This is a genomic window from Anaerobacillus sp. ABA4_114, assembly GCF_056159065.1.
Map to the genome: position 1 here is coordinate 2,918,048 of NZ_JBSWUM010000001.1, position 13,510 is coordinate 2,931,557.

Here is a 13,510-nt window from a genome sequence, read left to right on the forward strand (position 1 = left end):
AGATAGACTATTGGAGGGGTTCAATGAAAAAGTTTTTATTGTTTTCAGGTTTGTGTTTACTACTGCTTATTGCTGTCTTTCGTTTGAATTCTAGTATCGGTGCCTGGATTTCTTTTAAAGATGAACCTGAACTAACCGATGTTACTACAAACTACGAGATAAACGTCGAGGTTTTTCCGGATACTAAAACAGGGACTGGAACCATGACCATTCATACAAAAAATGATACTGGTCAAGCCCAAGATCGAATCTTCTTCCAAGTGTTAGCCAATAAGTTTCTAGACTCAGATGCACTTGATAGAGATGAGTGGAAAGCTATGCTGGGACCATTCTATGAATCAGGCGGACTTGAATTTAAAGAAGTACAAGTTGATGGGAAGGATATTGAGTACACCATAAAAGATACAATGCTCGAAATCCCACTGGAAAAATGGGATGTTGATGAAGTGATTAACGTCTCCATGGACTTTCAATTTAAGGTTCCTTACAATGACGGGATCTTTTCTTATAACAACAATAGTATTTACTTCGGGAGCTGGCTACCGACTCGAGCCGTCTACAATGAAAATGGCTGGTACATAAATGAGTTTCCGCCGATTGGGGATCCATCTTACAATGATGTTGCAGATTATTCAGTAACCGTCACTGTCCCAAAAGACCATCATCTAGCAAGTACCGGACAGGAAACGGCAGAACCAGAAGTTAGCGAAGATAAAAAGACTTATTCCATACATGCAGAGAAGGTAAGAGAATTTGCAATGAGTGTATTGGATGAGACCTTCAAGGTGCACAGCGAGAAAGTAGACGGAATCACTCTACGCACTTGGTATACACCCGAATCTGAATTTCACTATTCGAGCTTTCATGAAACAGCAAAGAATGCCATTCAGTATTTCAATGCATCATTTGGTGAATATCCATATAAAGAGTTTGATATCGTACCAGGAGCAAAATCTTTCTTAGGGATGGAATACCCCGGTATGACAGTTCTGAATGATCGATTATATCACTCCCACCCGGAGCATCTTCTTAAAACCATCGCACATGAAGTCGCACATCAATGGTGGTATGCAGTAGTTGGAAATAACACGATTGACGATGCATGGCTCGACGAAAGTTTGACTTCATATTCAACGCTTCAATTTTTATCAGAGTACTATCCAAACCATGCTAAAGACGATTTGAAGACTTACGAGAAAAAAACCGATCATCTAGATGAACTTACGAAGAACGGACAATCCATTACTTCTTCCACAACCGAATACTCAAATTCTAGAGAATATGCAGATCTTGTATATGCTGTCGGACCTCACATGTTTTATAAGTTGGAAGAAGAAGTTGGAAAAGAAAAAATGAACGAAGCATTGACTCATTATTATAGAGCTAACCAGTATCAATTTGCTGAAAAAGAAGACTTGATTGAAGCATTCAAAATGGCGATTGGACCTGAGACTGAAACGTACTTCAATGAGTGGTTGGATAATCGTCCTGTAACATTGGATGAAGTTCGCTAAAAGATATGAAAAGGCTGTAGAAAAGTATCTTAAGTCAAGAAAATCAGAACGAATGCAGTATTCTAAAGAATTCCGCATTCGTTCTGATTTTTTTCTTCTTGTCTATCACCCTTCACTGTTCTTTGTTGAAGGTGAATTTCTTTCTTCCTATCCATATACCAACCATAAGCTTCTTTTACCCATAAAGAAGGAGCATCTCTCATCGTAGTATGTCTGACCGGATTTGCTCGATTGACCACGTTCAATGTGGCTACACCGAACACCTTCTGTAAGAATGTTCGGGATGCCTCCATCTCAATGATCTTCTCACGTTTCGATAGATAAGTCGTAAGAGTAAATCCTCCCGTTTGCATCTGGACAAACTCCTTGTTCATCGCGTATTTTGTTTGAAGATAATCTAAAACCCGAGACGTTACAACTAGCAGTAACAAGACAAGTGAGAGCCCCCACCATGCCCAAGTAAAGTTAAATGGATCCGGTTTTAGCCAATAAAGAGCTCCGGTCGTAATCATCAAAAACCAGCTAGGCTTCAACAGACGAAGGTAGAGTGCTTTTCTAGGTAACCGTTCCATTTCTCCAATCAAACGATATTGAGGCAGCATTTCCTCTACGATTGAAATCGCACGCTTGATCGGAAGAAAAGGGTATAGGGTACTCACTTCAGATTCCCCCATACTTCCACCTGCAGAAACTAATGTTACAGAAGCTAATCCAAGCATTCGTTTCAAGAGGGTCTGTTCGATTAAAATCGCTTGAACCTTATCTTTCTCTATTGAAAAGTTGCTTTCCTCCGCTATTCCTTTCGTAATGATAACCTTCTCATCGGTTGAAGCAATCTCATATTTTCCATACTTCACGACTGTCCTTACTATTCCTATACCGATCGAAATAAGGATTAAGAAAATGAAAACGATGCTCATCGTCCATGTCGATCCAACGATACTAGATAATATCCCATTCATCTTGTTTTCTAAATGAAAGTCTTCTACTTTCGAAATGAGCGACCCAGCGATTGGAATGATTGCTAAAAAGCTAAGAGACGTAAAGGTTGCCTTTAGTATATCTTTTTTCGTAGGCGTAAAATGGACGGTCTTTGAAGAGTCGGGTTTCGCTTTGCCTTCAGGTTCACTAGTTTCGTTTACTTCTATAGGTGAAACCTTTGTAGCCGATGAGTCTTCTTCTCTCAATTCGTTAGGACTTCTTCTCGCTTCAATTTTCCCCTCAATCTCTTCTGCTTCATCTACCTTTATGACAGGAAGAACAATTGAACTTTCTTCACCCGTTATACTCGTCTCTAGTATGAGTGAAGTGACACCAAAGAATCGATGAAACCAATACGTTTTACGGTTAACATGTTGAACCTTAGAAAAAGGCACAGTTTGTTTCGTAGTCGTAATTCTGCGTCTTGTGAGTTGAATCGCTGTTTCATTCACCGCATAGGTACGGGAATACCATTTGTATGGAATCGCAAGTAAACTCACTATGAAGAGGACAACCAAAGCATACTGACCATAAACGATATACCAGGCTTCAGACCCAGCATGTATAACAAATAGCAAGATAAAAAAGAACACGCTATTTTTCAAGAGCTTTCCTAGCTCATGCAGCATCATCAAAGGGTGATTTCGTCTTCGCATGCTCATCATTACACTTCCTCTACTTTTGCATAAAACGCGATCTGATTCCTTAAATGCATTGCGGTGGATTCCGGCAATGCTGGTATTTTATGTACAGAGCCCGTTGTATTCACTTCAATTGAATACAAGTTGTATTTCTTTAACAGTGGCCCTTGATGAGTTGATACGGACTGAATTTTCGTCATAGGAATCAATTGATGTGCTTCATGTAGAGCTCCGGACTTAATCTGAAGGAAGTCTTCACTGATGTCATAACGCCAATGTTTGTACAGCAAAGAAACCTTGAAGAAAGCCCATACCGTTCCAACGATAGAAAGAATCGTTAACCCTACTAATACCCACCCGATCCATGGCTTCCAGCCAAAGTATCCGTCCGCAATGAACAGTCCACCAAGAATAAGAAATCCAGCCACATTCATCATGGTTTCACTAATCAACCAAACTTTCACACTATCTTTTGATAATCGTTTTGTTGGAGATTCAATAAACGTACTCAATCACTATACACTCCTTGTATACACAACTTTGCTCACTATCATTTACGATACTAATTGGAAATCGTTTCAAAAAATCCCAAAAAAGCCTCCTCCCTTTTTTAGGGACGAGACTTATAAATAAAGTTTACCTTAAGATTCCTATCAGCTTTCGTAGACACCAACAAATTATTGTATATGCATTCCGATTTGGACGAAAAAGCTCCGTTTTCTTAATTGAATCGACAAGACTTCCATTTTTCACGAACAAGCAGAAAGAAGCGTGATGAAACATAATACAACGATATAAAATCCTTTGTTTCTAGTCATCAACTGTTGCTCCTTTTTATCATGTCATTGCCTTCTCAATACAGGTCGTAAGGACACCTTCGTCCTCACCTGTTTCTTTTTTCTCGATAGTAAAATGCACGCGGAGACGATGAGAATCCCTCCAGAAATCGTAAGTAGATCTGGCACTTCTGCCCAGAACAGAAAGCCCCAGAGGATGTTGAAGACAATTCCTATGTATCGCGCGATTTCAACGACGACCACACTTTCATGAGTAAAGGCCTTCGTTAAAAACACTTGTCCGAGTAAGGAGACGACCCCAATTCCGACAAGGATCGTTAAGTCTGCGGCAGTTGGCAGCACAAAGTTATTCCACATCAAAGGAATGGAGACGAGTGTCCCAGTTGCGAGAAAATAAAAGACGATTTCAAACGAGTGATGTGTTTTACTTAAGAATCGGATACTCGTTGCCGCCGCACCCGCAAACAGTGCACTCACGACTCCCACGAGCGCATAAAGTGAGTATGATGAAAACGCACCAGGCTTTGCTAACAGCACGATTCCAACAAGAACAAGCGGCAGGATGAGCAAAACTTGCTTAGACACCCGCTCTTTTAAGAACATGTATGAAAAGAACACCGCAAAGAAAGGTGATAGATGCGCGAGAATACTCGCATCCGCTAGCGGTATCTTAGAAATCGTGTAGAAATATGCGAGCAAATACAGCGCTCCAAGCGCACCTCGCAGCATCAGAAACGGAATTCCTTTTCTCGAGAAAGAAACCTTTCTGCTCCTCATAAAGAAGAAAATCAGGACAGTTCCTATGAAACTTCTAAAAAACACGATTTCAGAAGTCGGCACCGTGTCACTTATACTTTTCACGAGGGCGTTCATGATACTGAAGATTAAGGAAGATAGTATTGCAAGCAGGACGCCATTTTTCATCGAATCTCCCTTTCTGCAAGTCTCTGAAACCCTCTTACCGGCTCACCCTTCAAGCTTTGCCATTCGTGGACTTTTTGCTCGAAAGATTGAATCAAGCGAAACATTTCTGGTAATCTGATTCCTCTTTCAAACCCAAGGCGGTGCATTTGCTTTAAATTCATATAATCTTCGAATGGAATTCTAGGAACGGACCATTCCCCAGAAGGCGTCCTTGAAATTTGTTGAAAAGGGACTTTCGAGAAATCAAAGTATGCACCGTTTTTATCAGGTTGTGAAAAGGGGTCGATCAAAATCGACGCATAGCGAATGTAGAGTAAATACTCCTGTTTCACAGCTTCGAACTCTTGAAAGCCATCAAGATCAGAACGGGACAGCGACTCCTCGTGTACAGGGTAGTTATCATCGTTAAGAAACTGAAGTAAATTGATCGGTTCCCCTCCTAGTTTCTCAGTTAGCGCTGAGATCTCTTTCCACAGGTTCACCATGACCATGATCGTTTCTTTCGTGATTGGTCCTTCAGGATAAAGCTTGTACAGGGACTTCAAGGATTTCTTCTCTGAAAAGATCTCATTCAATGAAAAAGGATTGATGAAGAATGCAGGATGCACATAGGTCGTGATGTTCCGACATTCCGCATCGATCGGGTTTTCTTTTACAACGGTCTCAACCCCAGCTTCTTGTAATAACCATTCGATTTCATTTAGAGATCCTTCTTTACTCGTAGCTAAGTAAACCCGTTTTTTTACCGCCTTCGTAAACGCAACAAGGTCGCCCTCAGGCACGAATTTAGTTGCGGCATAATAATTTGAAAGGCTAATTACTTCAATGCTCTTACCTGTTTCAGAAACGATCTCTCTTACAAGTTCGTTCGATCCGATTACGGGTGACAGCAAAATAATCTTGTTAAGTTTTGTTAACCTTCCAATCCCAATCGATTGAAGGACATCTTCATAACTGTAGCTTGGAACACAGACGATCATCGTGTCGAACCGATCCTCAACGCTCTCTAAGCCATTGTAGAAACGAGAAATTTCTACTTTTCCAGAAAGAGAAGGCCAATTCGGGGCGATTGCCGTGATCACATGCTGAGTATTCTTTAGTTGATTTTGCACGCGTCCTGAATAGGATCCATTACGATTTACAATCGATACGTCTCCCTTCCAGCTCTTCTTAACAGCAACTGCTGTTTGGATGGCCGCAGGACCAGCACCGACAATCAATGTATGCCTTCCACTCATGAAATCACCTGAGTCTTTTTCTCAAGAACGAGTGTTTCGTAGATTCTGTCAGTGTTTTCAGTGTGAATGTACGTCTGAATCCAGTTTCCTGTGATGATGTTATCGATTGGGTAATTAAAGATCGACTTCAAGCCGTTCCCGAATCGTACGATAACTTTTGTACCTTCCCATACCTTCTCCTTAAGCACCTCGATGACTTCATGTTTGTCTTTCACAAGCGAAGCAATAAAAACATGTGTGATGCCCTCGAAGCTATGGTGAGCGTGGATGTCACCGTGGAAAAATGAGATCTTCTCTTCTAGTCCTGAAGCGCGCGCCACTTCTCGAGATAAGGCAATCGCTTCTTGATCGATGTCCAAACAAATCACCGCAGCACCCGTCTCTTTCGCGATCGTTAAAGCTGTCGTTGGAAATGCACCAGAGCCAATAAATAAAACGTTTGAATCACTATGTATACCGAAGTTGTTGTACTCATCCCTTACCGTTTTCGCTAACGAAGATAAATATTGTCCGACGGGAAGTCCCACCTGCTGAGCGCGAATGGACTGGTATTTCTCTACGTCACATAGCGCATTGACTGATGTTTCGCGGAGTTGATTCGAAAGAACTTGAACTTCTTCGATCGCGCCCCATTGGTCCCATTTTTGATCGTTCTCTTTACTCGTGATGAACGTACACAAATCATCCAACTTGCTCTTTAAGAGATCATAGCAACCATCGAATTCCTTTGCATACCTGGCGAGTTCTGCAATTTCGACTTCGATTACTTTCAACGAACAAAGTAGTTCATATTTTTCTTTCAATAAGTTCACCTCACAATAATAGTTATCACAAATCGAAATCGTTTCGATTTATAAACTATAGTATAGGTAAACCCTTTTGCTCTGTAAATTCTTTTTTTCATTTTCTATACAAATGAGCCAATAGTCTTTGTAACATTGACTGCATCAAAAACACCCACGTTATCATTCTCAATCGTGGGTGTTGGCGTGTTCTATACATTTCTTTTATTACTGATTAAAAGGTGATGAACAGGTCAAAATACCTATTCACGACTTGTTGCCGATCGTATGTACACAGAATAGAAAAAAAGGACCGCCAAAAACGGCACTTCTCATTAATTCATCCTATAAACGACTTACATTTCTTCCTTCTACTTTTATTATAATCCTGAATTCAGAAAATTTATAGACTACTTTTTTTAAAATTTTCCCTTATACTCTTACTTACAAATCAAATGAGAGAGGTGCATTCGAATGAATGATAAAGATGTGTTGGATAACGGCCCTTTCTTTCATGGAACGAAAGCGAAACTCAACATCGGTGACCAATTGAAGCCGCAGCATTTATCAAATTATCAGGACAAAAAATCGAACCACATTTATTTTACCGCGACGTTAAATGCTGCAAAATGGGGTGCTGAACTAGCGAAATCAACCGAAAAAGAAAGGATTTACATCGTTGAACCACTAGGTGAGTTTGAAAACGATCCAAATCTAACGGACAAAAGATTTCCAGGAAACCCAACACGTTCGTATCGCTCGAAATCACCTTTGAAGATCATAGCGGAGTTAAAGTCATGGGAAAGGCACTCAGATGAAGAAATCAACCAAATGCTTACTTCACTGAAAAAATTGCGTGAAGAAGGAAAAGACGTAATCTATGACTGATTCTTTGTACTAAAAAAAGAGTCTTAATAAAACCTTGGCAGTTCAGTTTTGGAGTACAGAATGACAGTTTGCACTCTAAATTGAACTGCTTTTTTTCATATGAATTTGTGTACTTTTATGCACCCTAATTCGCATGTTGAATTGCTACCATATCTGTCAGCCTGATTGGAAGAATTATGGTAAAATGAAGTTTGAGAATTGCTCCAATAAAGCGGAGCGAACGAGACACAAATAGTGCTACGCAAAAGCTATTGTTAAAATAGTTCATTCACAAACCAAATATGACTAACACAGTTTTAAAACTATGGGTGAGGTGAATTATGAGTGAAAAAGTTTTGAGGAAAACAAGGCGTTTCCTTGTATATATTGGGCTTCTAATGATTGCATTTGTCTTGTCTTATCTAATCACCTATCCTCTCAAATATACACCGCTCGGTTACGAAGGGATAGAAGTAAAAGAGGACAAATTAGTTCTACAATCCTATAACGTCATTGGACTTGAAGAAGATCGAACCACCTATAATCCGCAAATAGGGCAAGAGTGGAAGGTTGAATTACTTAAGGATCTGGTTAATCAACAACAGACTCTATACCTCTTCTTCTTCACCGCAATAATGTTGGCGATATTTTGGGGAGGGTTTGATCTCCTTAGAAAAAAATCATGGAAGAGAGTTCTGTTTCAAGGGTTTATTTACGCTTTCGTTCCGGGAGTGTCATTAGTTAGACACTTGAATGATATAAAAGCGATTTTGCAAAGTTCTGTGTGAAATGGATGTTACGCTGCAGTTTCCTGTACATAATGTGCTAACAAGAGATAGGAACTCCAGCATATCAATAAAAAAGAGTATCAAATTCAACTGCAATTTGATACTCAAATAGTTATGCACCTCTGTACCAGCAACTACTCTGCTCTCTCCCCAACAGCAAAATAATTCTCTTCTAAATCCGAAAAGTTAAAGACGCGGTTAGTTCCCATCTTCACGATTTCCCCAACTTTCACGCCTTTCAGTTTGAGGTCTTCATGCAGATGATCGAGCTCTTTTGTAACAAACATGAGTGAAGGCGTATCGAGATTCATATCTGGCTGCATTTTTGCGATAACGTCTTTGTTATGAAGAACGATGCTCGTTTCTGCAGATGTAGACGGTGCTACTTCGATCCAACGCATCCCCTTATTTTCTTCTGAGATGACGTCAAACCCCATTTTCTCTGTCCAAAACGTGACGGCTTGATCTTGATCCTTCACATACACCATTACCTGTCCAAGCTTTACGATCATGGATTTTCCTCCTCGTTTCCTTCAATTCTTTCTTGCGCCTTTTCTTTTCTCTAAGCGCTTAAAGATATCCTTTAAATGTCGAAATGATGAGAGGAAAGTCGGTAGGAAAATAAGCCCGATTAATGCTCAATAGGAGGAGCATCATTCGTTTGAAGATCTTTCTTTGAAACGGAAAGCTCTCCCTGGCCCGTAACACCAGCATAAAAGATCTCACTTACGTCGCCTACTCCAGTCGTATGTAGTTCATTCAATAGCCATTGCTCTGTCTTGCCGATTCGCTTAAGCAAATCCCTCTGCACCTTGCCATCTAAAATCACAGGAATTTCATAGTCGTTCCCAGCTTTGTAAATCTGCATATCTTCCCGCAAAATGCCTTCTTTACCAGGATAGAGTTTTACACTCAGCTGTCCGTTCGCTTCAACAATCGCAAGCTCAACGTCACTCGTATGGAACACATCTTTTTCTCGTAACATCTGCAGGATGTTGTCAACTGAATACTGAATGCGTTTCATATTTTTCTTTAGAAACATACCTTGGTACATCACAACGGTTGGCTCGAAAGTAAAAAGCTTCCCTAGCTTTGGGTTCTTTAGTTTCACTTTAATAATCAACTTTTGTAAAAGCGCAATCGCAATCATCGCGATGACCGTATGAACATGGTCGATCTTAGGATCTGCGATATCCGCTCCGACAACAGCACCGAATACGAGTACGACGAGAAAATCAAAAACTGGGAGCTCTCCGATCGAGCGCTTCCCCATATATAGTCCGATCGCAAGCATGAGCGGAAGAATCGTCGCAATACGAAAGATAACCTTCAAGGAGTCCATTAAAATGTCCATGATGAGCACCTCTTTCATTCTTTACGCTCATCATTCCCAAACTCTCCTTAATCCATTAAACGCTTTTAATGACTCTCGACACAACGTAAGCGATTGCTACACTGAGTAAGAGTAAGATGAATGAGACGCTGCTTTCTCCAAATTGCACCGTTTGAAGGAACGTGAACTCATCAGCACCCGGTGTATGTAACGCCGTTAAGAGTAATCCTGAGCCCCATTGCAAAAGAAAAAACACTACGATAAAACTTGCGATAAATATGACAAATCTTTTCATACAATCACCCCGTAGTAGTGTTTACGATACAGAACGGCTTTCGTTTCACTCGATATGCTACGATGTGCTCGCTTAAGCATGATTGCAAACTAGATGGGTAATCATAGGTAGATACGTAGAAATCAGAGACCAGATAGGATGATGACATATTCAAAAAACAATACTTTTCAGCTCTCTGTTTCTAGCTCATGCACTTCTTTTTATTAGCTTCGTCTACTTTCCAATCATGTTTTGGCCTGTTTTCTCTGTAACGCTTGCGATCTTAATCGTGATCAGCATCACGACCGGCAAGCTGGTGTTTAAGAAGATTACAGGAACGGACCTCATATACATCATCGTCAGTGCACTCTTCCTGTACGGATTAAGCTATGTAGGGATCGAACTCATCATATGGGCGACTCCCTCTCTATTTGATAACATGGAACAGTTTTATGATATCGTGCAGCCTGTTAAACCGTGGCATTTCATCAGTCTTATTCTCATCGTGATTCCAGGTGAGGAGATTTACTGGAGAGGCTACGTCCAGCAGCAGTTTAAAAAATACAAAAGTGGGGATACCATCGTTCTCGCAACGCTTCTCTATGCAGTCGCTCACCTTTATTCAGGTGCCCCGCTTCTCATTGTCGCCGCTCTTGTCGGCGGGATTGTGTGGGGATGGATTTATGAGAAACGGAAGAATTTCTGGGTGCCCCTCCTCTCTCATATTTTGTTCGACCTGCTCATCCTCGTCTTCATTCCACTGCTTTAGTTATAAAAAAAAGAGCTTGCTAACGCAAGCTCCTTAGAGTGTGGAGATAGTCTCGATGTTTAGATGAAAGTAGTTGATCATTTCCATACTAAATATTGTTGTTAGTTAGTGAAATATCGGTCTGTCAAACCATTGGACGGAACGTTCGTTTTGGATAATATCTCATCAAGTAGGAGAGACGATCGCGGACTCCTGCGGTCGTACGGGCGGCCGAGACCGGGGTGTGGGTTTCACCTCGGGCTTGGACGTTCGTCCGCGGAAAGCATGCGATCGTCATCGACTACGGTATCGGGAGCACCGAATAGTGAGATAGGTTTCTCGACAGAACGAGAAACTTGCCAAGGCAAGCTCCTTTTTACACAGTAACAAATTCCCTCGTTGTCTTTATTCGAACAAGAGGAACTTCCTTTCGAATTCCCATCAACGCTGCTTCATACGACTCCATTTCGTACGCTTTTAGAATCGCTCGAATTTCCTTCCGTTCAAGCATATCAGAGGAAAACATAATATCGTTCCCTTTGCTTTCTTGCTCGATTCTTGAAGCCATGTTGACGGTATGACCGAAGTAATCCAGTTGGTTGTTCGCCGTTACCGCGATCGCGGGACCTGTATACATGCCGAGTTTAATCGTTAAGTTCGTTCCATGCTCGGCATTGAAGTCGCCGATCGAATGTTGAATATCGAGCGCCGCTTTTACCGCATTCTCTTGTACATAAAAAGCTGCCATCACAGAGTCGCCGATCGTTTTAATGATCGTTCCCTTATGGTTCTTAAATTTCTCTGATAGAAACTGAAAGTGATCGTTCACCTGGCGATAAGCGCGCGCATCTCCTGCTGATTCATAAAGGGAAGTTGAGCCTCGCAAGTCACTAAAAACGATCGTCACATTTTCAACGCCGATCTCCTGGCCTTCTGCTAGTACCTCAGACGAAAAGAGTCGTCGAAACTTTGTCATCGTCGTTACGTTAGCAGCGGTCACAACGTTCGGATCGCGCTCGACTTCTTCAACCACCGCTACGATATCGCGGCTGCTCTCATTTTGAAGGGTGCAGCCTTGAAGTGAAAAATGATCGCGATCAAATCCATCATCACGATACGTTAGCGCCACCCCCTCACCAACACGTTGAGAAACGAGATGACTCCTTGTTAAAATGCGGAGCCTCACGTCTTTTTCTGAATGAATCGCAGGGAGTTCACTTGAAGTCCCAGAACGGATGCGTTTCTGCAAAAGGATATGCGGCGTAATATTTGGCCCTCCGATACAATAAGTCTGTGAGACGGCTTTTCGAACCGCCGGGTGGACCGTAAATCGCAGTTCGATCGTTTCATCGAACGTCATGTCGTACGTTATGCCACACAGGTCACAGTGCACCTCGTTCTTCACATCTCGAAGGGACGACTCGCTCTCTTTTGCGACACGACACGTCGGACACATCAAACTCCAGGATAAGGTTAGGACGCCAGCTTTTGTTGCTTCAAGAAACAGCACTAACACATCTTCGCGATCGATTCCCCATTGATCTGCAAGTTTATATGGCTGCATCTCAACAAGCGCTTGATCATGAGACTGAATGATGTGCTGCATGAGGATCTTTTTTGCTTTCGAAGGTTCGAGCTTGTCCATCGCATAGGAAAGGGCTTGTTTGTTTGTGGATGAAAGGTGTTTTGGTGGAGGCAACACAACGATTCGTGAGTCGAGCGCTATGTATTTTTCAATATAGGCGATCGTTTTTTTCATACCAGGAATCGCAATTGCAGGGATCGCGAGTTTTCCGATAATGTTTGCCGGGCGTAACATTGAAAAAACCTCTACTTCTGTCATTGGGTTCTCATCGACCGAAACATCCCTCATTTTGATTCCTGCATAAAATTCAGCGAGTGGACCAGCTGTGTACAGCCTTTGCACGGAATACTGTTCTCCCTTCACCCATTCGAACGGATACTCCTTCCATTCAAGCGAGACGCCACCTAGCTTCGCCTTTGCAGGGCGGTAAAAAAGAGATTCATCGAATCGCGCATCTGAAAATTCTACTGGAAACAAACCGATGAGCCTGTTCAAATGATCGTTCGTTGCGAGAATGTCCCACGCTTCTTCTTTCCGTATTGGAAATTGCTTCACGAGTGAAAAGTGACGTTCCTTCATCTAGTAACCTCCCAGACATTATAAAATCGATACGATGATCGCAATAACGATAAGATGAAACACTTGGTCTGTGATTACTTTCAACCACCCTACAGAATCATCAACATCCCTCATTACAGTCCTCGTCCACCATGTAACGAACGTTCGCCGGTCGAGGATGACATGAGTGATGAAGATGAAGCCGAGCTGTAACATCGAAAGGCCTCCGAATCCGAACCAGGCAACGATACCTAGCACGCCTGTATAGATTGAGACGTGAGATAGCAGTGGAAGCCACCTGTTATGTTTATACTCAGCCATCCATTTCGTCTGAAAAAGAAAATCTCCAATCAAATGGGCGATAAATAAATATTCAAACGGAGTCATGTTTTGCCTTCCTTTACCTACCGCTTTATTACATCAGCGTGTATGATAGAATTATCCTACAAATCCTTATTTTTCTTATCATACCATTTTTTA

Annotated in this window: 14 protein-coding genes; 4 read left to right on the plus strand and 10 right to left on the minus strand. The window is 41.6% G+C overall.

The window, feature by feature from the left end:
- The first annotated feature begins 23 nt into the window (after nucleotides 1-23).
- Nucleotides 24-1,514: a M1 family metallopeptidase gene (locus tag ACXAEY_RS15055; protein ID WP_474812973.1), complete on the plus strand. Its 1,491-nt coding sequence runs from the start codon at nucleotides 24-26 to the stop codon at nucleotides 1,512-1,514.
- A 62-nt stretch (nucleotides 1,515-1,576) separates the two neighbouring features.
- Here ACXAEY_RS15055 and ACXAEY_RS15060 read toward each other — a convergent pair whose 3' ends face one another.
- The 5 genes from ACXAEY_RS15060 to ACXAEY_RS15080 form a co-directional block, all read right to left on the minus strand.
- Nucleotides 1,577-3,157, minus strand: coding sequence for a PH domain-containing protein (locus ACXAEY_RS15060; protein WP_474812974.1), 1,581 nt, complete (start codon nucleotides 3,155-3,157; stop codon nucleotides 1,577-1,579).
- A gap of 2 nt (nucleotides 3,158-3,159) precedes the next feature.
- Nucleotides 3,160-3,648: a PH domain-containing protein gene (locus tag ACXAEY_RS15065; RefSeq protein ID WP_474812976.1), complete on the minus strand. Its 489-nt coding sequence runs from the start codon at nucleotides 3,646-3,648 to the stop codon at nucleotides 3,160-3,162.
- 330 nt (nucleotides 3,649-3,978) lie between these two features.
- Nucleotides 3,979-4,857, minus strand: coding sequence for a DMT family transporter (locus ACXAEY_RS15070; protein WP_474812978.1), 879 nt, complete (start codon nucleotides 4,855-4,857; stop codon nucleotides 3,979-3,981).
- The gene (locus ACXAEY_RS15075) at nucleotides 4,854-6,095 is read right to left on the minus strand and encodes an opine metallophore biosynthesis dehydrogenase (protein WP_474812980.1); all 1,242 of its coding nucleotides are present in this window, start codon (nucleotides 6,093-6,095) and stop codon (nucleotides 4,854-4,856) included. The genes ACXAEY_RS15070 and ACXAEY_RS15075 overlap by 4 nt, the downstream gene beginning before the upstream one ends.
- On the minus strand, nucleotides 6,092-6,898 hold the full coding sequence (locus ACXAEY_RS15080) for a nicotianamine synthase family protein (protein WP_474812983.1): 807 nt from the start codon (nucleotides 6,896-6,898) through the stop codon (nucleotides 6,092-6,094). The genes ACXAEY_RS15075 and ACXAEY_RS15080 overlap by 4 nt, the downstream gene beginning before the upstream one ends.
- A 453-nt stretch (nucleotides 6,899-7,351) precedes the next feature.
- On the opposite strand from ACXAEY_RS15080, the gene arr reads away from it, so the two are divergent.
- Together arr and ACXAEY_RS15090 are read left to right on the plus strand one after the other, a co-directional pair.
- Nucleotides 7,352-7,765: an NAD(+)--rifampin ADP-ribosyltransferase gene (gene arr / locus ACXAEY_RS15085; RefSeq protein WP_474812985.1), complete on the plus strand. Its 414-nt coding sequence runs from the start codon at nucleotides 7,352-7,354 to the stop codon at nucleotides 7,763-7,765.
- A gap of 320 nt (nucleotides 7,766-8,085) precedes the next feature.
- Nucleotides 8,086-8,532, plus strand: a complete 447-nt coding sequence (locus ACXAEY_RS15090) for a hypothetical protein (RefSeq protein ID WP_474812988.1) — start codon at nucleotides 8,086-8,088, stop codon at nucleotides 8,530-8,532.
- A gap of 134 nt (nucleotides 8,533-8,666) precedes the next feature.
- Here ACXAEY_RS15090 and ACXAEY_RS15095 read toward each other — a convergent pair whose 3' ends face one another.
- From ACXAEY_RS15095 to ACXAEY_RS15105, 3 genes are all read right to left on the minus strand, one after another.
- Nucleotides 8,667-9,044, minus strand: a complete 378-nt coding sequence (locus ACXAEY_RS15095) for a VOC family protein (protein WP_474812989.1) — start codon at nucleotides 9,042-9,044, stop codon at nucleotides 8,667-8,669.
- A gap of 119 nt (nucleotides 9,045-9,163) precedes the next feature.
- A complete protein-coding gene (locus tag ACXAEY_RS15100; protein ID WP_474812991.1) occupies nucleotides 9,164-9,886 on the minus strand; it encodes a DUF421 domain-containing protein in 723 nt (240 codons plus the stop codon).
- A gap of 55 nt (nucleotides 9,887-9,941) precedes the next feature.
- Nucleotides 9,942-10,160, minus strand: a complete 219-nt coding sequence (locus ACXAEY_RS15105; protein WP_474812993.1) for a hypothetical protein — start codon at nucleotides 10,158-10,160, stop codon at nucleotides 9,942-9,944.
- Nucleotides 10,161-10,386: 226 nt separating this feature from the next.
- Here ACXAEY_RS15105 and ACXAEY_RS15110 point away from each other — a divergent pair, with 226 nt between their 5' ends.
- Nucleotides 10,387-10,908 carry a CPBP family intramembrane glutamic endopeptidase gene (locus tag ACXAEY_RS15110; protein WP_270181215.1) on the plus strand — a complete coding sequence of 174 codons (522 nt, stop codon included), beginning with the start codon at nucleotides 10,387-10,389 and terminating at the stop codon, nucleotides 10,906-10,908.
- 355 nt (nucleotides 10,909-11,263) lie between these two features.
- On the opposite strand, the gene ACXAEY_RS15115 is transcribed toward ACXAEY_RS15110, so the two are convergent.
- Together ACXAEY_RS15115 and ACXAEY_RS15120 are read right to left on the minus strand one after the other, a co-directional pair.
- Nucleotides 11,264-13,051 carry an adenylate/guanylate cyclase domain-containing protein gene (locus tag ACXAEY_RS15115; protein WP_474812995.1) on the minus strand — a complete coding sequence of 596 codons (1,788 nt, stop codon included), beginning with the start codon at nucleotides 13,049-13,051 and terminating at the stop codon, nucleotides 11,264-11,266.
- A gap of 18 nt (nucleotides 13,052-13,069) precedes the next feature.
- Entirely contained in the window at nucleotides 13,070-13,417 is a 348-nt protein-coding gene (locus ACXAEY_RS15120) for a DUF3307 domain-containing protein (RefSeq protein ID WP_474812997.1), read from the minus strand.
- Between the last annotated feature and the right edge of the window lie 93 nt (nucleotides 13,418-13,510).

Bases quoted from the DNA above. Each gene is read 5' to 3' on its own strand.
- ACXAEY_RS15095 (WP_474812989.1), bottom strand. From the start codon at position 9,044: ATGATCGTAAAGCTTGGACAGGTAATGGTGTATGTGAAGGATCAAGAT.
- ACXAEY_RS15060 (WP_474812974.1), bottom strand. From the start codon at position 3,157: ATGAGCATGCGAAGACGAAATCACCCTTTGATGATGCTGCATGAGCTA.
- arr (WP_474812985.1), top strand. From the start codon at position 7,352: ATGAATGATAAAGATGTGTTGGATAACGGCCCTTTCTTTCATGGAACG.
- ACXAEY_RS15090 (WP_474812988.1), top strand. From the start codon at position 8,086: ATGAGTGAAAAAGTTTTGAGGAAAACAAGGCGTTTCCTTGTATATATT.
- ACXAEY_RS15105 (WP_474812993.1), bottom strand. From the start codon at position 10,160: ATGAAAAGATTTGTCATATTTATCGCAAGTTTTATCGTAGTGTTTTTT.
- ACXAEY_RS15100 (WP_474812991.1), bottom strand. From the start codon at position 9,886: ATGGACATTTTAATGGACTCCTTGAAGGTTATCTTTCGTATTGCGACG.
- ACXAEY_RS15075 (WP_474812980.1), bottom strand. From the start codon at position 6,095: ATGAGTGGAAGGCATACATTGATTGTCGGTGCTGGTCCTGCGGCCATC.
- ACXAEY_RS15115 (WP_474812995.1), bottom strand. From the start codon at position 13,051: ATGAAGGAACGTCACTTTTCACTCGTGAAGCAATTTCCAATACGGAAA.
- ACXAEY_RS15110 (WP_270181215.1), top strand. From the start codon at position 10,387: ATGTTTTGGCCTGTTTTCTCTGTAACGCTTGCGATCTTAATCGTGATC.
- ACXAEY_RS15055 (WP_474812973.1), top strand. From the start codon at position 24: ATGAAAAAGTTTTTATTGTTTTCAGGTTTGTGTTTACTACTGCTTATT.
- ACXAEY_RS15070 (WP_474812978.1), bottom strand. From the start codon at position 4,857: ATGAAAAATGGCGTCCTGCTTGCAATACTATCTTCCTTAATCTTCAGT.
- ACXAEY_RS15120 (WP_474812997.1), bottom strand. From the start codon at position 13,417: ATGACTCCGTTTGAATATTTATTTATCGCCCATTTGATTGGAGATTTT.